13 protein-coding genes are annotated in these 21,020 nt (G+C 57.0%); 8 read left to right on the top strand and 5 right to left on the bottom strand.

Annotated features, from left to right (window positions below; translation table 11 throughout):
* The first annotated feature begins 195 nt into the window (after positions 1-195).
* Both CHB83_RS16870 and CHB83_RS16875 read left to right on the top strand, forming a co-directional pair.
* A complete protein-coding gene (locus CHB83_RS16870; protein ID WP_089333471.1) occupies positions 196-1,374 on the top strand; it encodes an MFS transporter in 1,179 nt (392 codons plus the stop codon).
* 39 nt (positions 1,375-1,413) lie between these two features.
* Complete coding sequence (locus CHB83_RS16875) at positions 1,414-2,277, top strand: bestrophin-like domain (RefSeq protein WP_089333472.1); 864 nt, start codon at positions 1,414-1,416, stop codon at positions 2,275-2,277.
* 375 nt (positions 2,278-2,652) lie between these two features.
* Here CHB83_RS16875 and CHB83_RS16880 read toward each other — a convergent pair whose 3' ends face one another.
* The 4 genes from CHB83_RS16880 to CHB83_RS16895 form a co-directional block, all read right to left on the bottom strand.
* Positions 2,653-3,339, bottom strand: a complete 687-nt coding sequence (locus CHB83_RS16880) for a GNAT family N-acetyltransferase (protein WP_089333473.1) — start codon at positions 3,337-3,339, stop codon at positions 2,653-2,655.
* Positions 3,340-3,622: 283 nt separating this feature from the next.
* Positions 3,623-3,763: a GNAT family N-acetyltransferase gene (locus CHB83_RS24420; RefSeq protein ID WP_394340156.1), complete on the bottom strand. Its 141-nt coding sequence runs from the start codon at positions 3,761-3,763 to the stop codon at positions 3,623-3,625.
* A gap of 273 nt (positions 3,764-4,036) precedes the next feature.
* Positions 4,037-4,348, bottom strand: a complete 312-nt coding sequence (locus CHB83_RS16890; protein ID WP_089333474.1) for a hypothetical protein — start codon at positions 4,346-4,348, stop codon at positions 4,037-4,039.
* A gap of 1,127 nt (positions 4,349-5,475) precedes the next feature.
* On the bottom strand, positions 5,476-5,838 hold the full coding sequence (locus CHB83_RS16895) for a hypothetical protein (RefSeq protein ID WP_089333475.1): 363 nt from the start codon (positions 5,836-5,838) through the stop codon (positions 5,476-5,478).
* A gap of 706 nt (positions 5,839-6,544) precedes the next feature.
* Between CHB83_RS16895 and CHB83_RS16900 the strand changes: the two genes are divergently transcribed.
* From CHB83_RS16900 to CHB83_RS16910, 3 genes are all read left to right on the top strand, one after another.
* A complete protein-coding gene (locus CHB83_RS16900) occupies positions 6,545-9,739 on the top strand; it encodes a PAS domain S-box protein (protein WP_179225549.1) in 3,195 nt (1,064 codons plus the stop codon).
* A 329-nt stretch (positions 9,740-10,068) separates the two neighbouring features.
* On the top strand, positions 10,069-11,334 hold the full coding sequence (locus CHB83_RS16905; protein WP_143437167.1) for an LVIVD repeat-containing protein: 1,266 nt from the start codon (positions 10,069-10,071) through the stop codon (positions 11,332-11,334).
* Entirely contained in the window at positions 11,334-12,029 is a 696-nt protein-coding gene (locus CHB83_RS16910) for a hypothetical protein (RefSeq protein ID WP_089333478.1), read from the top strand. Before CHB83_RS16905 ends, CHB83_RS16910 begins: the two co-directional genes overlap by 1 nt.
* 225 nt (positions 12,030-12,254) lie before the next feature.
* Here the strand turns inward: CHB83_RS16910 and CHB83_RS16915 are convergent, their stop codons facing one another.
* The gene (locus CHB83_RS16915) at positions 12,255-12,590 is read right to left on the bottom strand and encodes an MBL fold metallo-hydrolase (protein ID WP_089333479.1); all 336 of its coding nucleotides are present in this window, start codon (positions 12,588-12,590) and stop codon (positions 12,255-12,257) included.
* Positions 12,591-13,247: 657 nt separating this feature from the next.
* Between CHB83_RS16915 and CHB83_RS16920 the strand changes: the two genes are divergently transcribed.
* The 3 genes from CHB83_RS16920 to CHB83_RS16930 all read left to right on the top strand — a co-directional run bounded on the left by CHB83_RS16920 (position 13,248) and on the right by CHB83_RS16930 (position 20,954).
* Positions 13,248-18,128 carry a T9SS type B sorting domain-containing protein gene (locus tag CHB83_RS16920; RefSeq protein WP_089333480.1) on the top strand — a complete coding sequence of 1,627 codons (4,881 nt, stop codon included), beginning with the start codon at positions 13,248-13,250 and terminating at the stop codon, positions 18,126-18,128.
* Positions 18,129-18,198: 70 nt separating this feature from the next.
* Positions 18,199-19,167, top strand: coding sequence for a PorP/SprF family type IX secretion system membrane protein (locus CHB83_RS16925; protein ID WP_089333481.1), 969 nt, complete (start codon positions 18,199-18,201; stop codon positions 19,165-19,167).
* 302 nt (positions 19,168-19,469) lie between these two features.
* On the top strand, positions 19,470-20,954 hold the full coding sequence (locus CHB83_RS16930; RefSeq protein ID WP_089333482.1) for an alkaline phosphatase PhoX: 1,485 nt from the start codon (positions 19,470-19,472) through the stop codon (positions 20,952-20,954).
* Positions 20,955-21,020 lie beyond the last annotated feature (66 nt).

Below are 21,020 nucleotides of genomic sequence, written 5' to 3' on the forward strand. Positions count from 1 at the left end.
CTATACCTTTACTTTTTTCCTGAAGCCCCGACCCCAAGTGCCCACCTGACCGTAGGCAGCCCCAGAATAGTTTGGGTACGGCGAATTTTCCCCGGCTCAGTTTCGCACGGTACTACCGACCACGTTCTAGGGCTGCACCTTCTCTCTCAAGCTGTGGCAAACGGGCGATGCTTGTTTCTCTTTCTTCTTTTTCTCGTGAACAAACACTTATTACCCCTCTCCCTCGGAGGACTTGCCATCGGTACCACTGAATTCGTGATGATGGGCTTGCTGCCCTACATTGCCCGCGACTTCGACGTCTCTATTCCGCAGGCGGGCTACGGCATCTCTGCCTATGCTCTGGGCGTGGTTATTGGAGCCCCACTGCTTACGGAACTAGGTCGCAACCTTGCACCAAAGAAACTGCTGCTACTGTTAATGCTGCTGTTTACCGTCTGTAATACGCTTTCAGCCTTCGCCCCCAGCAACACCGTTTTATGTCTGACCCGGCTGCTATCGGGCTTGCCGCACGGTGCGTTCTTCGGCGTGGGCTCGGTGGTGGCAAGCCGGCTGGCCGCCGAAGGCAAACAGGCCCAGGCAATTTCCGTCATGTTTGCCGGCCTCACCATTGCCAATTTGCTAACCGTGCCGCTAGGCACTTTCGTTGGGCAGCATTACTCCTGGCGCTACGCCCTCGGCGGCCTGGGCGGGGTAGGACTGCTGACGCTATTAGCCATTTACTTTTTCCTGCCCGCATTACCTGCTCAACGAGTTGGCAGCCATAGCGCCGAGCTAGCCCTGATTAAGAAAGCAGATACTTGGCTGATTATTCTAATCACGGCCATCGGCACTGGGGGGCTGTTTTGCTGGGTGAGCTACATTGCCCCGCTCATGACGGAGGTTTCGCGCTTCCCCGCCCATTACGTGCCCTACATCATGATGCTGGTTGGCCTGGGCATGTTCGTAGGCAACCTGGTAGGCGGCAAGCTCGCCGACCGCGTTGCGCCGGTGCAAGCGTGTTTGGTTTTGCTGCTGGCCATGGCGGGGGCCCTGGTGGTCATCTTTTTCGTGTCAGAAAACCAAATACTGTCGCTGCTAATGACGTTTGTGGCTGGCTGCTGCTCCCTAGCCTTGGCCGCGCCCATTCAGATTCTGATGATCAATAGCTCTAAGGGTGCCGAAATGCTGGGTGCTTCCATCACGCAGGCGGCCTTCAACATGGGTAATGCCCTAGGGGCTTTTCTGGGCGGGCTACCCCTGGCGGCGGGCTATGGTTATACCTCGCCCGAACTTGTGGGCGTGGGCATGGCACTGGCCGGGTCGGGCTTTGCCTACGTGCTGCTCAGCCGGTCTCGCCGGATAGAACCTGCCCCAGCTCCCGTTCCGGTGGGCTAGCATGCCTAGTCGATTCGTCTTTCCGTAGCCTTTTTCCGTATGGAACCCTCGTTGCCCTGGCATGCTGCCTTTTACCCTGTGAATCCTTCTCTGCCGTATTTCCTCTGGCTGTATGAAATGCCCACGTGGCTACTAGCCGTGCTGATTGTGGGCCTGACTTTGCTGCTCTCGTTGGCGGGCCTGTACTTCACTCACCGTTGGCTGCACCAGAGTGAGGCGCCCAACCAAATTGACAACGGAACGGTTGGCTGGTTTTTTTCGGGCGTCACTGTGCTTTATGGCCTGACCCTGGGTTTACTCACCGTGGCCAGCTGGCAGAACTACTCCACGGCATCCGGTATTGCGTCTCAGGAAGCAGCCACCCTAGCCGTGCTCTACCGCGACCTGAGCGGCTACCCCGATAGCACCCGCCAGCCGCTGCAACGGCAACTACACAACTACACCCGCTTCATTGTGCAGGAGTCGTGGCCGGCCCAGCAGCGGGGCTTAGCCAACGACACCGAACGGTTGGTACTCACAAAGTTTCAGCTTGCGCTCCTGCACACCGACGTACCCACACGAGCCCTGCAGGTGCTGCATGGGGAGGTCATCGAAACCTTCAACACCCTGGTAGAATTGCGCCGACAACGCATTGAAAGTGTGGGCACCGGCGTACCGGCTGTGCTATGGGCTGCCGTACTGATTGGCGCATTGGTTACCATTGGCTTTTCCTACTGCTTCGTGGTAGCAAGCTTCCGCCTGCACGCTCTCCTAACCGGGCTGCTAGCGCTGATGGTGGGGATAATGGTCTTTCTGATTGCGGCCCTAGATCATCCGTACCTAGGGGAAGTCAGCGTTACGCCCGAAGCCTACCAACTGGTGCTCAACCAAGTAATGGCCCCAACCAAGCAACCCTTGCCGTAGCGGCGCACCTTACTAGCACCTCAGCCCGCAAGTGCAGTAGAACTGTTACGCGATAAAACGTAGGGGCTAGCAACGCTATTCTGAAGTTGACTACCAGGGTGCTTGGGTGAAGAGGCCGAGTAAGAAACGGGAAATCCTTTTTGTCCGCTGCCAGCACTAGTAGCACTGGGCGACCCAATAACCTTACGTTGATGGCTACATCACCTCGTATTCTCCACTTTTTCGCAAGTCTAATCCGTTCAACTTAGGGGAAGCCACGCCTGTCCTCTTATTGCAACTAGCTATCTGCGTGGAGTACGCAAAGTACCCCTACCCGACGCCAAAAAAGCTCTGACCGGTTGGCCGTTCACTAGTACTCATTGAGCGGTCCGGTTACTACAGTGGGTATTTTTCGAGCACGAATACGTGCAGGGGCTTACGGAGCTCGAAGCCCAACCTCCGATATAAGGCGTAGGCTCTGGTGTTGTCCTCGTACACATGCAGAAAGGGCGTGCGGCCCGCAGCCAAGATACGGCTCAGCTGATGTAGCATGAGCTGCTGGGCATACCCGCGGCCAAGGTACTCAGGGTGAGTGCACACCGCGCTGATTTCGGTGTAGGATGATGGCTGCAGGCGTTGCCCAGCCATGGCTACCAGCTGGCCCTCTTGAAAGACGCCGTAGTATTCCCCCAGAGCGATAGTGCGGGCCAAAAACGGACCGGGGTTGGTCAGGGACGTGAGAGCGAGCATGGCTGGTACATCCTGCTCTTGCAAAGCCACCAAGTTGCTGTCAGCTACAGCAAGGGGCGCAGAATGGGGGTATACCAGTTGCAGTAGTTCTTTGTGTAGCAGCAGCTTCCAGCCAACGGGCAGGACCAAGGGTTCTGCCGTGAAAAGTACGGTTGGAGCACCTAGCGGAGACAACTCGTGTAAGCGGGCAAAAGCCTGGGTCGAGGTATCGGCCATACCTGCAAAGGCTCCAATGTCGCGAGGGAAGACCCGGGCTAGTTCGTCGCCTAGTGCTAGGGTCTGGTTGCCAGTGCATAAGGCATTCCAGATGGGGTTATCTAAGGGGTGCTCCATGTAGGTGTATGAGACCAGAAGGCAGATAGCAACCTATCGGCTTCGTTCAATTTGCTGGGCGCTTGCCGGGGTAGATGAGATGATAGCAAGCGCAAAGCTACGCGCCCCTGTGCGTTGATACTACCCCCACGGAGCAGGCCAGTACTGATTGTGCCTACCCCACGGTGTTGCGGCGCTTCAGCAAGTCGGTGCCGCGCCAAATGCCGTGCCGTTGTCCGATTTTTTCCGCCGACTTACTAGCCGGAAGCCGGCCGCTTCGTGCAGGAATACACTGGCCGGATTCTCAGTAAATGCCTGCCTGCAACGTCCACATGCCTTGGGCTTCCGATTCGGCCACCAGCGCTGGTAGCAACTGCCGTCCCGCACCCTGCCTGCGGGCATCGGCCGCCACGTATATGCTCACCTCCCCCACGCCGCCGCACACGCAGCGGCCCGACCTTAGGCTAAGAGCCGCCTAGCCCAGTGCCCGGCCCCCGTCAATGGTAGCTACAAACCGGCTGTGAGTTAGATGATCTTTGTCCCACTCTTTCCAACTGGGCGCCGTGGTTTGAAAGGTAGCATTGCCAGTGTCAAGGCCCTACTCCTAGATGGCTAGTACCTCGGGCCAGTGGACGACGATAAACGTCTGTAGAATCCTAACAAGTAGGAGCAGTAGGGGGCGGGCTCAGTTACGCTGAAGCCTCACATAGTACATTGCTTAACAAATACTTTCCGCCAGCACTTGCTTAATCAGGGAAGGGGCTACCGGCCAGCTGGCGGGAAATTTAGCAAGAAGTAAAAGCCCCGCCACTAAGGCAAACAGCACAGCCACGCACAGCCACCAAAACAACCGTTGCTCCGTTGCAGGAGGTTGGGGCCACCACAGGATTAGGGGAAGCACCAGCGGCATGAGGGTAGTTACTTGTTGGTGCCCCCGCAGGTGCAAGCATATCCCAGTGGCAATGGCTAACGCAGCCCCTATCACCAGCAAGTATTGCTGCCAGCGAGGAAGGTTAGGAAGTGGTATCATAGAACGACAAGTGCCAAGTGAAATAATAGCTACTGCGCCCATCCTATCAGGGTGTCAGCAACATAATGTAGAATGTGGACCGATGGTTGACCTTTGGGATCCAACGCAGGGGTGAAAGGTAGGATTAGCAGTATCAGCAGCTAAGTGACTGATATACAGATGCCAACTTGTCAATTTCCTTTATCTTCTTCCCATAGCATTCTAGAGCCTAGGAGCTGCCCACCTTTCTGTGGAAATCAAGCCTAGTTCCTGAGGTAAAAAAAGAAGAGATACATCCGCACTCCAAACCCTCCCACAAAGACAAGAGCTATGCTATGCTACCCTACCGCATACCCCACATGCCCACAATATTCACGCCCGGTGCACATAGTGCCGCAAGGGCACACCCAAAAATCCGGTACAACCTGTGTACTGACCACACTAAAATGGCAATGCTGATTTTTGGACGTTACGCCCGGACGGCACGATTCACACTGGAGTACAAGGGTAGATACGCAGCGAATATAGTAGGTAATCGGTGAGTGAGCCTCGTTGCTACAGTCTCCGTCCCCGCCGACATTCCAGTTAGCCAAGCCCAACCTGGGCCGGTGCTGACTTACCAGAAGCAGAACACCGCCTACACTAGATGCCCAACGGTGTCGTACTCCTACCCTACTAGTAATAGAAGCCCTACCCTGGCAAGTAGTTTCCAACACTCTGTCATACAGTTATTTACAGATTTTATTTTACCCTTACCAAATGGCAGCTACGCTCTTTCTGAACCACATGACTTGCTGGCATAGACGAATTTCTTGCGTGTCACTTGCAGTTCATACTACCCAACCAACCACAACTTTATTTTACTGCTAATTAAGCTACCACCTTGTCGCTATGTAAGGCCACCTACTTGCTGATAAGAGCCGAAAAAGCGGTACAGGCCTGCGGAGGCAATGCGCTGTGAGTTGCGCCGAAGCAGCCTAGATGCCCTGGTTGTCAATCGACACATGCGCCTCGCACTCCTAGTAATGCATTTGACATTCAACGTACTAATCCAATGCTCACCTATGCGTCATTGCTTCTGGCTGCACTGCCTAAACAGAGCAGCCCGCGGCCAATGGCCGCGGGCTGCTCTGTTTAGGCAGCTTACCTTAGTTCAAGACAGCCGATTGCGATTTCAAGATTTGACGGGCTACGGCCAGGTTGGTGTCGCGGGAATTCACAGCCAGGTAGATGAACTTGTCTGCTTTTGGCGACAGCTTAATTAGGTGTAGCTGATCGGTTAGGGTCAGCAGAATGTCCTGCACTGATTGATTAAGCTTCAGAGCCTGAATGGCTTTGAGCTTTTGCTTTACTACTTCCGTATTGTAGGCAGCAGCAGTATCAATATCAAACTCGGCGATGTTGGAATGAGACGCCAAGGGCATTCCGGTTTCGGTTTCAACAACGGCTACTGCTAACAGAGTAGGTAGCGCTTCTAGAATTTCTTTTACGGCTTGCTTAGAAGACGGCATAAGAGTAAGAAAGAAGAAAAAGAGTAAGTGAAAGCAATACTGTGATAACCTATACCTAAGCCGCCACGTGGGCAACACTAAGTAGGAAGGGGTTGCAAAACTAAGTAAAAGCCAATCGCTATGTTGCTACACCGCGATATGTACTTTATGAAGGCAAAGTAACTTCATGAGCCTCAAACTGATTTTTAGTCTTATACGAAACTCACATTATACCCTTCGAATGAAGGCAAATGCCAAGCCAACGGAGGTACACTAACACTGAATAAGTAAAATTCTTTGTCGAGTATTTTCCTTGCTGCCGCATATCCACTGAGCGCGCGGAACATTTTATTGCTAAGTGTGCCTGCTTCATTAACTATTGCGCCAGTATAGCTTTTACCTCCTAAAAGTTGCGTTTACGGTTCAGCTGACCCATTTAGTCTAAAAACGTTTCTGATATGCTAACCCAAGATGGTGGGCTGCTGCGGTAATGCTAGTGGGTGGTATAGCTTTCTGCGTTGTATTCTTGCAGAATCCCTATCCTTACCCCTGCTGAGAAGGTTGCTTCTCCCACGTTCTATACCTCCCCAACTGCTCTTGCCGCTGGGTGCTCCTGATGTCTGGCAGCGGTTTAGGAATTGGATGCCGCCGCATTGGGCTATGCGCGGGAACTACGCTGTTCCCTTATGAGGTGAGAGTGTATATTCACGACCCTGTTTGCGCTCCTATGCACGCTGCTTCCCCCTTCCAAGCCGTTGAACTGTTTCCCGCCGAATCATTGCTGCCGACGCTGCTCGACCTGGCAATAAATGGCCTCGTGCTTTGCACGCCCGTCTACGACTCCGCGGGTGCTCTTTCAGACCTGGCCCTGACGTATCTCAATCCTGCGGCGCAGGGCCTGCTACGGTTACCCGCCCAACCAGCCAGCACCTACACTCAGCAATTTCCCAGCAGCCGCACGGACGGCAGTTGGGAAGCTTTGTACGATGTGTTCCAGTCAGGGCAGCAGCGCCAATTTTCACTTACCTACTCCATTGGAGGCGCGCAGCACATCTTGCGCGTAACCAGCCAGCGTGTGGGGGGCGGCCTGCTCCTGAGCCTCGCAGAAGATAGTTTACCCGGCGCTTCATCTGCGGAGAAAATACGCTGGGAGGATGGCAACCCGCACCTCTTGGACGCGGTGCTCGAAGGGCTGCAAGAATTCGTGTATCTGTTTGACCTCGACGGCCGCTTTCGGTACGTAAACAAACCCCTACTAAACCTGTGGGGTATAACGTTGGAGCAGGCCGTTGGCAAAAATTTCTTCGACCTTGGATACCCCGATGAACTAGCCCGACTGCATCAGGCGCAGATTCAGGAAGCCATTACCACCCAGCAGCCCGTGATGGGCGAGACGCTTTACACGAGTCCGGCCGGCAACACGGGCTATTATGAGTACACATTTGTGCCGTTACTAGGAGCCGATGGTAGCGTGGAAGCCGTAGGGGGCCGCACCCAGCCCCTAACGGAATACCAGCAGGCCGCGGCTGCCTTAAGCGAGAGCGAAAGTAAGTACCGCGTCCTCTTCGATAGCATTGACGAAGGCTTTTGCCTGATTGAGATGTTATTCGATGAACTCCAGCACCCATTCGACTACCGCTTTCTGGAAGTAAACCCCGCCTTTGAGAGGCAAACGGGCCTGGTGCAAGCCACTGGGCGTACTATTCGGGAGTTTGCACCCTTGCACGAGCAGCACTGGTTCGACATCTACGGCGAGGTAGCACGCACCGGTAAGCCGGTGCGCTTCGAGCAGCGCGCCGAGCAGCTACACCGCTGGTACGACGTATACGCCTTCCGCGTGGGTGAGCCGAACCAACACCAGGTAGCAGTCTTGTTCAGCGACATCTCTCAGCGTCGGCAGGCCGAGGAAGCCCTCCGCCGCAGTGAGCAGCAGCAGGCGTTTCTGCTTCAGTTCAGCGACCGGCTGCGGCCCCTGTCCGATCCGGCCGATATTCAATATCAGGCCGCGTGTGCGCTGGGCCAGCACTTAGGAGCTAGCCGGGTAGGCTACGCCGAGGACCAGGGCGACAACGAGCACATCGTCGTCACGCGCAACTACACCCAGCCTGGCGTACCCAGCATTGAGGGCCGCTACCACTACAACGACTACGGGCCGGAGCTGCTGCACGCGTTCAAAGAAGGCCGAACGGTAGTCCGCCCCGACGTTGCCCGCGACCCCACGCTCACCGCCGAAGAAAAGCATGCTCACGCTGTGCTCCAACTTGGAGCCACCATTAATGTGCCTTTACTCAAAGACGGGAAGCTCATTGCAGTGCTCTTCATGCACTACCCGGAAGCACACGCCTGGACGGACTATGAGCTACTCTTGCTGAAGGAAACGGCCGAGCGCACCTGGGGCGCCGTGGTGCGCGCCCGCACCGAAGCGGCCCTGCGTGAGAGTGAGGAGCGCTTCCGGGTTATGGCCGATGCCGTGCCGCAGATTGTTTGGATTACCGATGGAGAAGGCCGGACGGAGTTCTTCAACCGGCAGTGGAGCCGCTATACTGGAGTATCCTACGAGTCCAGTACGGCAGCCGCTATATCCGGTGGCTTTGTACACCCGGAAGATGGCGCCCGCACGATGCAGGCGTTTGAGGAAGCGCGGCAAACCGGCGTCGTTTTTGAAGTCGAGCACCGCATTCGAGCTGCTGATGGTACGTACCGCTGGTTTCTGGTGCGAGCTGAGCCGTTTCATGACCCCGTGAGCGGTCAAGTTACCCGTTGGTTTGGTTCTTCCGTCGATATTCATGACCGCAAACAGGTAGAAGAAGCCTTACGCCGAAGCGAGGAGCGCCTGCAAAAAGCGTTGTCCATTGATACGGTAGGCATCCTTTTCTTCGACTTGGATGGTCATATTCACGACAGCAACGCGGCCTTCGAGCGCATGAGCGGCTATACCCGCGCCGACTTAGCCAGCGGCCACATTCACATAGACACGCTGACAGACCCGGAGTTTGTCGCGGCCTCTCACCAGGCCTTGCAAGAGTTGCGCACTACTGGGGAAAGTACGCCCTTGGAGAAGCAGTACCGGCGTCCCGACGGCGCGCCCTGGTGGGGTTTGTCTGCGGGCAAGCGCCTAAGCGAAACGGAGTGCGTGAAGTTCATACTCGACATAACGGAGGCCAAGCGCGCGGAAGAAGCCCTTCGCCGGTCGGAACAACAGCACCAGCGCTCCAACGCGCGGCTCATGCGCACCAACCAAGACTTGGACAACTTCGTGTACGCCGCTTCGCACGACCTCAAGCAGCCAGTCAATAATCTACGTGGCTTGTTTGAAGAGCTGTACCGCAGCATTCAGTTTACCGATCCGGAGGAAGAGGAGTTGTTGGTACCGCTGATTCAGCAGGCTTTGCAGCAGCTCGGCAGCACCATTGATGAGCTAGCCGCGCTAGGACAAGCCCAGCAAGCCGGCGAGGCCCCAGCCGAAACCGTGTCGTTAGCTGAGCTGACGGAAGAGGTGCTTAGCTTGTTAGAGCTCCAGGTGCGAACGGCGCGGGCCCGTATTACCACCGACTTCGGCGCCTACCCCATTCTATCCTTCCCACGGGTTAACCTACGTACTATCCTGCTAAACCTGTTAAGCAACTCGCTGAAATACACCGACCCGCAACGGCCGGCGCGCATTCACATTTCGGTATGGCTCGACGCCGGGCAGCCCGTGCTGGTAGTGGAAGACAACGGCCTGGGCTTCGACGCGGAGAAGTACGGGGAGCAGCTATTTCACTTGTTTCGTCGGCTGCACCAGCACACCTCCGGCTCGGGGGTAGGGTTATACTTGGTCAACCGTATTGTGCAAGCCAGCGGCGGCCGCATCGAGGTTGATAGCCAAGAAGGGGAAGGCGCTACCTTCCGGGTATGGCTAGGTCAGCCTTCACTAGGCTAGTAAGCCCCTGACTGGTGAGGCCAAGTTGGCTAGCAGGACGCGGTAGCACGCTTATACATAGCCCACCAACTATAAGTATATTCCTAAACTGTGCTGCTGGGCCCCTACGGCTGCATTAACTGACGCTGGCACGACTCTACTATACATTGGCCTTAGAAGTAGTAACACCTCGGGCGAAGAATCGCGAGGCAATGGCATCACCCCTGAACTATATATCACTACATGAATGCAACCTTCTAGCCAGTAAGAGAATCTGATTTAAGCCTGGGTTTCTGGCATTGCCAGACCACCCGTTTATTTCTTCTTCCTCTCTTTACTGTAGTTGCCTCATGCTACGACTATCTACTTATTTGTTTAGCTGGATGCTGTTATTGGGGATGGTGTCTTGCACTGCTCCTGCCGAAGACGAGCCCCAACCCAGCACCTACTACGTGGACGGCTACTGCCCACAACTTTTGGACCGGGCCGTACTAGAAAAATCGGTGGAGGCCCTGGCGGCCCGGCCCATGCACACCACGGGCAAGATCTATCTGTTAGGCCGCTACCTCTTTATCAACGAGCGGTACGAAGGCATTCACATCATCGATAACCAAGACCCGAAGCAGCCGCGCCCAATTAGCTTCCTGCGTATTCCCGGTAACGTGGACATGGCCGTGAAGGGAAACCTTCTTTACGCGGACAACGGTCCTGATCTGGTAACTATCGACATTACCAACCCCGCAGCGGTGCAGGTTAAAAGCCGCGTGCGGGATGCCTTCCGGGAGCTGCCCATGCCCGAAATGGCGCTCGTACCGCAGGAATGCACCCCGGGGACTCGCCCAAGCAATACCGTGGTAGTTGGCTGGCAGAAGGTTAAAGTCCCCGCCCCCGCCTACCACAACTGGTTCAACACGTGGCGGCTCTCATTTGCAACCAGTCCTACGTCGGCAGCTCCGGGCACAATTGGCAAAGGCGGCTCGCTGGCCCGCTTTGCCGTGTTAGGCAATACGCTCTACACCGTGGACGAGCAAAGCCTGCGCCTGTTCAGCTTGGCTGCACCCGCTACCCCCGCCCCAGGCCAAAAAATTCCCCTGCAATTTGGCGTCGAAACCATCTACCCCAAAGATCATTACCTCTTCCTAGGCACCCAGCGTGGCATGTATATCTTTGATGTAGCCACCCCGCAAGCTCCCCAGCAAGTGGCCTACTACCAACACGTAGTGAGCTGCGACCCCGTAGTGGTAGATGAGCGCTACGCCTATGTAACGCTCCGAAGCGGCCGCAACTGCGGCGGCGGCCCCAATCAACTTCAAGTTATCGACCTGACCACACTCAGCCAGCCCCGCCTAGCCCGCACGTACGCAATGACGGGCCCCCAGGGCCTTGGAGTAGATGGCAGCCAGCTATTTGTGTGCGACAGCGACGGCCTCAAGGTGTTCGATACCAGTAAAGCCCCTCTACTCACACAAACACAGTCGTTCCCTATCAAGGTGTTTGACGTAATTCCCGACCGTGGCACGCTGATGGCTATTGGTGCTACTGGCTTGTACCAGTATAGCTACTCGGGCAGCCAATTGCAGCAACTGAGCCTACTACCTATCACGCCGGTGCAGTAATGGACGCACAACATCTGCTACGCAGGGGCGGGTGGCTGCCGCTGCTGGTTTTGGCGCTAGTTGCGCGGGGGCAAACCCCTAGCCCTGACCTAGGTCTGCTGCTTAAAATGACGCCGCAGTACGTGGTGGTAGGTGGCTATTGGCTGGAGGTAGAACAGCGCTGGAACCAGCACCCGCGACAAAGCTTCCTGGTTGCCCCGCAAGTATATGCCGGTCCTGTGGGGCGGCCCAATCAGCAGCATACGGATTTTCTCGGCACCGATGAGTCGGAGAAAGTGCGCGGTGCGGGGCTGCAAGTGCTACACCGCTGGTACCTGAGCGAGTCGAAAACGGCTTATCCCTCGGGGCTGTACGTTAGCTACGGACCTTCCTTCCAGCATTTGGCCGTCTCGCGCCAAGGTATGGGCTGGAAAGAAGTGACGGGGCCTACTGGCCTGCCCCTGCTTGAGTACCGCTATGGCCGCCACACCGAGACCATCAACCGCTACGGCGCCACGGCCCAGCTAGGTTACCAGGCTCCTTTGTTGCCGGGGCGGGTTTTCCTGGATCTATACGCCGGGCTCGGGTGGCGGGAAAGCCAAAGCCGTACTAACTCTCGCCCCGTTAGTAGTCGTTACCGTTTAGGCACCTCCGACTATGGGCACCAGGGATTCTACTTCCCAGCTGGCGTGAAGATTGGAGTAGCCATTCGCTAAGTGGTTGATCTTGGAACTGCATCCCTGCCCAGATAAGTAGAAGAGTGCTCATCATGTAGTAGCCCAAGCTTGCAGCGCCCAGGTTGTTACCAAGAAGGCTACTGGCTTTGCTGCTCCTGAAGAATCCGCCGCAAATCTCGCCCCGCTTTGTCAATGTCGGTTAGGTAACCAGCGCGGTCAAGGAAAGGAGTTACTGGATTGGAAACCGTAGTGCGCTCTGTAACCTTACTTTGAAAACGTTTGGGCGTGGGAGGACAAGTAGATGTTCGCCGGTAAGCGGCGCAGCAGGGCGAAGCCGCGCGCAATTTCGCCCTGCATGGCTGCGTCATACTTCCAGCGAACCAGGGATGTGGATACGGACAGCGTAAGACTACCCACGCTGATAGCTAGTAACTTCCGATTGCCTTCCTGAAGGAGAAATGGCCCAAGTGGTGTAGCCCGGTGTATGCGCCCCCGCAAAGCGGTCAAACCACCAGCATGGTCGAAGTGTGCATGCGAATTGAGTAAGATTGTCACATCCCGGATGGTAAAACCCAGCGTGGCAATGCTCTTGCAGATCAGGGAGCAGTACCTGGGTAGCCGCCGTCAATCAGCACGTAGCCCTCATAACTAGTTAGTTAGTAAGAGGTAACGTCGCGCGTGCCCATATACGTGTCAAGCAGGCTCCACTTGTGTGGTGCCAAACGAGTTCGTTTTGACAGTTCACCACTAGGCTTGCAGAAAAGCTGATACCGAGGAGCTTAGCAGTGTAGCTTCTAGTTGGCACTAGGGTGTATTGGGATGAGCATTTCTTCACCAACGTCTTTTCCTCCGCGTTAGTAAGTGCGGACGTTAGAAGCCCCTGCTATTTGGCGTAGGTACTAGTTCAGAAGCGCCGCTGTGTACTGTTATATGCGCGTAGAAGAAGTTTCTGAAGCAGAAAGTAAGTATATGATATTTAGAATAATAGGCTCTAACGAATTAGTACCCGATTAAGTACGTGCCTAACGACTTTTAGCGTTCTGTACGCAGCTATTTTGCCTAATCTGAGCCAAGATGAGCAGGTAATTTAGTTTTATAACTATTCTATCATTAAGTTGCATAAACGTGACTACTAGTGCGTAGCTTTACTGAGAACGGCTGGCAATGTTTCTGAGGATGAGCCAACCATCAGGTTTTCTTTTCTAGGGGCAGAGGGCGGTATGACAGCCTTCTGTGTACCCGCCTACCTGCCCCACTATGCCCACTGAATTATTGCTTTCTACTCTACCTACTTCCGCGGATCCTACCCTAACTTTCTCTACCAGCGCTACGGGTACCGCTGGCAACCAGCATCTGGCCTGGCGGGTGAAGCCAACGGCTGGTTGGGTGCTGGCCTGGCTGGTTATGTTGCTACACTTCGCGGCTACTACCGCCTTCGGCCAGGGAACATCCCCGGAGTGCGCGGCCGATGAGAAGTTTGCTAATACCTGGTACTTCGGCTTTAAAGCGGGGCTAGACTTCAATGAGGCTTCTGCCGACTCCCTTCCGAAGGTGCTCACTGATGGGGCAATGGATGCTCCTGCCGGCTCGGGGGTGATGTCGGATAGAAATGGCAAAATTCTCTTTTACAGCAACGGCGAAACCGTATGGAACGGAGATGGCACTGTAATGACCAACGGCACAGGGCTGGCGGGCAACCGCTTCACCACCGACGGCCCCCTACCCATCAGAATGCCGGGCATAGTTACGCCGGGTCAGCCGACGCGCTACTTGCTCTTCACCCTAAACAGCACGGTAGGCCTGAGCTACTCAGAAATAGAGATTCCCGCGGGTGGTGGGCCAGGCACCGTCATAGCAGCCACTAAAAACACGCCCCTGGCCCGCGGCACGGCGGAGAAGCTAACAGGCGTATTTCATAGAAATGGCTGCGACATTTGGGTTATCGCGCACGGCTGGGGCGATGCCAAGACTGGTAATGACAACCGGGGCGATGCCTTCCTAGCCTACCGCGTAACAACGACGGGCGTACAGCCTACTCCTATTATTTCGGCCATTGGCAGCCTGCACGCGCCGAGCGTGGCACCCCAGGGCTACAAGGGCCAGATGAGGGTAACTGCCGAAGGCAAACGGCTGGCCTTGGCCCGCTACAGCGAGGTAGCAGGTGATAGTAGCAGCACCGTCGAGCTGTTTGGATTCGATAACGGCACCGGCCAGGTTAGCGTCGACCCTCAGGTTCCATACATCGTGGATAGCGGCGCGGGAAAATACTACGGGGTGAGTTTTTCGCCCGGTAGCTACCTCTACGCCACGGTGCGCAACCCGCCCCAACTGTTGCAGTTTGATATTAGCGGCAGCGGGCCGGTTACTAAGCAGGATATTCCACTCAAGCAGAAGGCCTCTGCCGACCTGGGCTCTATGCAGGCCGCACCTGATGGCAAGATTTACGTGGCCCGCGAGAATCAGTCTGCGCTGGGCTTTATTGCTTACCCCGACTCGCTGGGGGAAAAAGCCCTTTACGCCGACGACAGCCTGCAATTGGGCGGCCGCCTGAGTGGCCTGGGGCTGGTCAATTTTAACCAAAGCTCCCTGTTGCGCGTGGGTCCCAGCGCGCAAATCACGGGTTGCCGGCAAATTTCATTTAGGGCCCCACCCATTGACTTCGACGGAAAAACCTATGCTTGGACGTTTGGCGACGGTAGCACCTCAACAGAAGAGAATCCCGTTCATACTTACGCTACACCTGGCAACTACACCGTAACGCTACGCATCACGACCGCGTGCTTTTGCCGCGAAAGCTCGGGCAGTATTCAAGTGCCCAATTTGCCGAATCCGGGTAGCATTGCTAGTCCGCAAACGCTGTGCGCAGGCACAGCGCCGGCCATTCTTACCAGTGCAGTTGCGGCTTCCGGTGACGCTGGCCTGCCGCTTGTTTACCAGTGGGAAACCTCAACGGATAACACCACCTGGGGGCCCGCACCCGGCAGTTCCACCAACGCCAGCTACCAGCCATCTAACTCCTTACCAACTGGTGTTACTTATTTCCGGCGGCGTGCTCAACTGCTGCTGCCTGATCAATCAGGACCTTACTGTACCCCTAGCTTTACTGCTTCAGTAGCACTTACCGTTCTGCCTGCTCTAACGGCCGGTGGTATTGCCGCCGACCAAACCGTGTGCACAGGCGGCCCCATTGCCCCCTTCACCAGCACCGCCCCAGCTACCGGCGGTACTGGTACGTTTGCCTACCAGTGGGAAGCATCAGTAGACGGCACTACCTGGACGCCGATTCCAAACGCTACCAACGAAACCTTGGCGCCCGGTCCGCTCACGGTTACAACCCGCTTCCGGCGGCAAGTAACGTCGGGAGCTTGTACCGTCGCGCCATCCAATACCGTTACAATAACCGTGGTGCCCGCCCTAGTGCCCGGGACCATTGCTGCTAACCAAGCCATTTGCGCCGGTTCAGCGCCTTCTCCATTGACCAGCGAAACCCCGGCCACGGGCGGTAGCGGCACCATCACTTACCAGTGGGAATCGTCAGCGGATAACGCAACCTGGGGCCCTATTAGCGGAGCCACGCAAGCCACGTACGCACCGCCCTCACTAACTGCTACTACTTACTTCCGCCGCCAGGCCAGTTCGGGTAGTGCTTGCGCCCCGGCCTTGTCGAATGTCGTTACCATCACAGTAGCGCCGGCACTGACGGCGGGCACCATTGGTAGTAATCAGACGCTGTGCCTGGGTGCTACCCCAGCCCCCCTCACCAGCATAGCTGGAGCCAGCGGTGGTGCAGGCCCCTTTGCCTATCAGTGGGAATCTTCGCTAGATAATACCAACTGGACGGTTATTGCTGGCGCCACCGAGGAGACATTTGCCCCCGGTCCGCTTACCATCACTATTTACTTGCGGCGCCGCGTAACAGCGGGAGCTTGCGGACCAGTGTACTCGCCTGCCATTCAGCTAACGGTATTGCCTGACCTTGTGGCTGGAAGCATTGCCGCCAACCAAACGTTGTGTTCTGGTGCTACTCCGGCCCCGCTTACCAGCACCGAAGGCCCCGGAGGCGGCACCGGGAGCTACAGCTACCAGTGGGAATCATCAGTAGATAACACCAGCTGGACTGCTATTGCGGGCGCTACAAACGCTGACTACACGCCGTCGGTGCTCACCACAACCACTTTCTTCCGCCGCCGGGTCACTTCCGGCACGTGCGGGCCGGTGTACTCTTCCTCCGTGACCCTAACCGTGTTGCCGGCGCTAACGGCGGGCACCATTGGCTCCAACCAAACGCTGTGCCTAGGGGCCACCCCAGCTCCCCTTACGAGCACCACCGCAGCAGGCGGTGGCACGGGCACGGTGGCGTATCAGTGGGAAGCGTCAGCCGACAACACCAACTGGTCTGCTATAACTGGGGCCACGGGTCCAACCTATACGCCGGGTCCGCTCACAGCCACAACGTATTATCGGCGCCGCGCGGCATCAGGCGACTGCGCACCGGCCTTCTCCAACGTTGTCACCATCACGGTATCACCGGCGCTGGTCGCTGGCACCATTGGTAGTAGCCAAACGCTGTGCCTAGGTGCTACCCCGGCCCCGCTGACTAGCACCGCCCCGGCTACGGGGGGAATAGGTACACCAGCCTACCAATGGGAATCCTCGCTGGATAACACCAACTGGGCAGCCATTGCCGGTGCTACGGGCGAGACCTTCGCGCCAGGTCCACTCACCACCACGACCTACTACCGCCGCCGCGTAACGGCCGGTGCTTGCGGCCCCGCCTACTCACCTGTTGTTCAGCTGACGGTGCTTCCTACCCTCGTGGCAGGTACCATTAGCGCTGACCAAGAAGTTTGTGCGGGCACCACTCCGGCCCCGCTGAACGGCAACAGCGCCGGCGGCGGCACGGGCACCTTTGCCTACCAGTGGGAGTCTTCGACGGATAATGCAACCTGGACGGCCATACCAGGCGCTACAAACTTCAACTTTGGCCCCGGTCCGCTTACGGCAACTACTTTCTTCCGGCGCCGCGTGACCTCGGGTACGGGCACCTGTGCTACCGTGGTTTCAAACGTTGTGACGATACGGGTGCAGCCCTTCGTGACGCCCAGCGTGACCTTGGCAACTCCGCCCGTGCAGTGCTCAGGTACTCCCCTTACCTTCACGGCAGTGGCTACCAATGCGGGGGCCGCTCCTACCTTCCGCTGGTTTGTCAACAACTCAGCCGTTGCCAGTGGGCCCACTTTCACCAGTAGTACGCTTGTTACTGGCGACCAGGTGCGGGTTGAGGTGACGCCCACAACGGGTCTGTGCAGCGCCGGACCCGCCGTAGCCACGGTTACGGTGACTCGCACGGCCACGGCCCTACCTACCCTCACCATTGCCGTGCAGCCAGGCGGCCCGGTCTGTCTTGGGGCGCCTCTTACGTTCAGCATTGCCAGTGTAAGCGAGGCTGGCCCGGCTCCCATCTACCAGTGGCGAGTTGATGGCAACGACGTGGCCGGTGCCACTGGCCCGGTCTTCACGAGCACAACGCTACGTGCGGGCCAAGTGGTAACTCTACGCCTGCGCACCACCGACACGTGTGGACAGCCCGTTGCAGCCGTTTCCAACGGGGTGACCGTGCGCATTCAGCCGCCCGTGGACGTGGATGCCGGCCCTGACAAAGAAATTCTAGCGGGCACCTCCGTGATTCTGGATGGACGCGCCGATGGCTCTTACCCCGTGCGCTGGACGCCAATGGAAGGCATGACGTTTTCGAGTGATTCTTTGCGCCCCACGGTTGCGCCCAAGGTAACTACTACCTACACCCTCTCAGCCGGAAGCGGCGGCTGCGCCGACTCGGATCAGGTGACGGTGACCGTGCGCCCGCCCATCCGTATCCCCAACGCCTTCACGCCCAATGGCGACGGCCGCGACGACACGTGGCAGATTGAGTTCATTGAGCAGTTCCCCGACAATACGGTGAGCGTGTTCAACCGTTGGGGCAATCGGGTATTCTCCGTCAACAACTATAGCCGGGCCAATGAGTGGCGCGGCGACATCAACGGCCAGCCCGCCCCGGTTGGCACCTACTACTATGTTGTGGTCACGAAGGGTCCGCTAGGCCGGTCCTACAGCGGCTCAATTACGATTCTGTATTAATACGAGGCCCGGCCGCGCTGGTGCGGCCGGGCCTCCTTCCTCCTGCAAGGCCCAAAGGTGCATTCTGCTTATGATAAGAGCCCTACCTCTACTGTTGTTGCTGTTGCTACTCGTCGGTGCGCCGGCCCGTGCCCAGCAGCAGGCTCAGTACAGCCAGTACATGAACAACAACTACATTCTAAACCCCGGCGCAACGGGGGTGGAAGACTACATTGATATCAAGGCTAGCTACCGTACCCAATGGCAGGGACTGGAAGGAGCACCCAGGACGTACTACGTTAGTGCCAGCTCCTCGCTGGGCAAATGGCGCACCACCAGCAAGCGTACCCTGCGCGACCGGCGTCGACCGTTTCACGCGCTGGGCGGCCTGGTGTACAACGACGAAACTGGCCCTACGAGCCGGAAGGGGGCCTACCTTTCGTACGCCTACAACCTAGTGCTGCGGCCCAACCTGCGGGCGGCGCTAGGCGTGTCGGTGGGCATGCAGCAGTTTGCCGTAGATGGGCAGCAGCTGCGCTTTTTCGATCCCACCACTACTGCGGCCAGCGACGCTTCGCGGGTGCTGGATGGCTCTATTGGCCTGTGGGTGTACAGTTCCGATTTCTACGTAGGGGTTTCCGGTGCGCAGCTGCTGGCCAATAAGCTTGATTTTTCGTACGGCCCGACGTCCCTGGACGCGGGCGTGGGCAACTCCCTGAAGCGCCACTACTTCGTTACGGGTGGGGTCCGGGTGCCGCTCAGCGACGACTGGTCCCTGGTCCCATCGGTACTCGTCAAGGCCGTTAACCCCGCTCCCCTTTCCCTTGACCTCAACGCCAAGCTCAAGTACCAGGACCTGCTTTGGGGCGGCGTATCCTGGCGCGCCCTCGACTCGTTCGTGGCAATGGTCGGGCTCAGCTACGAGCAATTCACGTTGGGCTATTCCTACGACGCCGGCCTCTCGGAGCTAGCCGGCTACCATGGTGGCAGCCACGAAATACTACTGGGGCTACGGCTCAAGAAAAAGGCGCAAGTGGTGTGCACCAACAGGTTCTGGTAAGCGCCCTGCTAGGGGCAGAAAGCACATGCGTTTGCTTCTTTGTGAAGTATGAAGCGGCAGTAGGTTGAACTACCAGTAGGCAAGTACTGGGGCACTCTCCTACTACACTGGAAACAGCCCGAAGCAAAACCAGCGACGGAATAAAGAGGCATCCTACGTGCATGCCTGCGCAACATGCGGTGGTGGAAAGGTTTCAATCTAAGCGCAATTGTAACAAGGTGTTAATGCTCGCGTCATGCTGAAATAACATGGATGCAGAACCTTTGTGCTACCAATCAGCCCTAGTTCTCAATCCTTTCCGCATGGACTCTTCTCTACTTCTTCGCGCTGCGCGTCTCACGACCCTGGGCTTGCTGCCGGTCCTGGCCGCTTGCAATAACGACGATGATACTTCGGGTACCCCTACCGACCCTATCGAACTGAAGGCGCACTCCGTCAACCCCTCGCTGGTGAAGGCCATGCCCGGCTACGAATCCCTGGAGATTTTGCCGCTCATCTCCTCCGACGACGTACTGGCCGAATCTCCGGCCTTTGTTTTCGGCCCCCAGCCAGACGGCGCGGGCCTGATGCGCAACCCCACGGGTGATGGGTTCGTGCTGATCAACAACCATGAAATCTCGCAATCCGTGTCGCGGGTTTACCTCGACAAAACCTTCAAGCCAGTAAAAGGCGAATACATTCTAGACTATAACGGCGGTACTACCCGGTTGTGCTCGGCTACCCTGGCTACCCCCGAAGAGCACGGCTTTCCGGCTCCTGTGTTTCTGACGGCTGGTGAAAGCGGTGCCGAGAGCATGGTGCACGCTATTGACCCAGTTGGGGCCGTTGACAAAGCAAACACTAGCCGCCGCAAACCAGCCCTGGGCAAAGCCAGCATGGAAAACGCCGTACCCCTAAACAAGCAGGCGTACCCTGGCAAAACGGTTATCGTCATTGGGGAAGATGACACCAACGGGCAGGTTTTACTGTACGTGAGCGATACCCCCGGTGACCTCGACAACGGCAAGCTCTACATGCTCAAGCGCCCGTCCGGCGACCCAGTGGAAACCAACATGGTGATGGGTACGAGCTACGATGTAGAGTGGGTGGAAGTAACCGGTGCCAAAACCATGACGGGGGCGCAGATTGCCTCTTTCTCGACGGCGAATGGCGTATTGCAGTTGGCTCGCGTGGAAGATTTGGACTATCGTAAAGGCAGCGCCGTCAACAACCGTGAGCTGTACTTTACGGCTACCGGCGTAAGCCAAGCCGATAAAGTAACCCCGGTGGCGGGCAAAACAATGTGGGGCCGCGTGTATAAGCTGAACCTCAACGCAACTAACCCCACTGGTGCCGCCAAGCTGGAAGTGGTGGTGGATGGCGCCCAGGACCCCGGTCGCTACATCGTGAACCCCGATAACATCTGCGTGACGGAGAACTACGTGTACATTCAGGAGGATGGGGATTCATTCTACCGTGACAATGACCACGACGGCCGCATTTGGCAGTGGGGCATCAACAGCCCCGGCCAGCGCGCCAAGGCCATGCTGGAGATGGACCACCGCCGCACTGATGCTACCTTCAATGCGAAGTACAACCCCAGCAACTCCCAACTGAAAAGCTCCTGGGAATACGGGGCAATGCATGACATCAGCGACCTGGTGAACACGCCTAACACCTTCCTGGTGAACATTCACCCGCACACGTGGCAGGACGCCAAGTTTAAAAACGCTGATGGCTCGGGTGCCGCCGCCAACACCAATAGTGAGGGTGGGCAAGTTGTCATTGTGCGCGGGGTAGCCAAATAAAACCAGCTTTCCATAGTACGCACTAGTAGTAAAACACACTGCAACCTCCTGTCGCGCGCGGCAGGA

This window comes from Hymenobacter mucosus, from assembly GCF_900188255.1.
In the GTDB taxonomy this organism is placed as follows: Bacteria; Bacteroidota; Bacteroidia; order Cytophagales; family Hymenobacteraceae; genus Hymenobacter; species Hymenobacter mucosus.

What these genes read in the sequence shown, in the direction of transcription:
- CHB83_RS16905 (WP_143437167.1), top strand. Translation starts at nt 10,069, where the DNA reads ATGCTACGACTATCTACTTATTTGTTTAGCTGGATGCTGTTATTGGGG.
- CHB83_RS16890 (WP_089333474.1), bottom strand. Translation starts at nt 4,348, where the DNA reads ATGATACCACTTCCTAACCTTCCTCGCTGGCAGCAATACTTGCTGGTG.
- CHB83_RS16930 (WP_089333482.1), top strand. Translation starts at nt 19,470, where the DNA reads ATGGACTCTTCTCTACTTCTTCGCGCTGCGCGTCTCACGACCCTGGGC.
- CHB83_RS16900 (WP_179225549.1), top strand. Translation starts at nt 6,545, where the DNA reads ATGCACGCTGCTTCCCCCTTCCAAGCCGTTGAACTGTTTCCCGCCGAA.
- CHB83_RS16910 (WP_089333478.1), top strand. Translation starts at nt 11,334, where the DNA reads ATGGACGCACAACATCTGCTACGCAGGGGCGGGTGGCTGCCGCTGCTG.
- CHB83_RS16875 (WP_089333472.1), top strand. Translation starts at nt 1,414, where the DNA reads ATGGAACCCTCGTTGCCCTGGCATGCTGCCTTTTACCCTGTGAATCCT.
- CHB83_RS16880 (WP_089333473.1), bottom strand. Translation starts at nt 3,339, where the DNA reads ATGGAGCACCCCTTAGATAACCCCATCTGGAATGCCTTATGCACTGGC.
- CHB83_RS16895 (WP_089333475.1), bottom strand. Translation starts at nt 5,838, where the DNA reads ATGCCGTCTTCTAAGCAAGCCGTAAAAGAAATTCTAGAAGCGCTACCT.
- CHB83_RS16920 (WP_089333480.1), top strand. Translation starts at nt 13,248, where the DNA reads ATGCCCACTGAATTATTGCTTTCTACTCTACCTACTTCCGCGGATCCT.
- CHB83_RS16925 (WP_089333481.1), top strand. Translation starts at nt 18,199, where the DNA reads ATGATAAGAGCCCTACCTCTACTGTTGTTGCTGTTGCTACTCGTCGGT.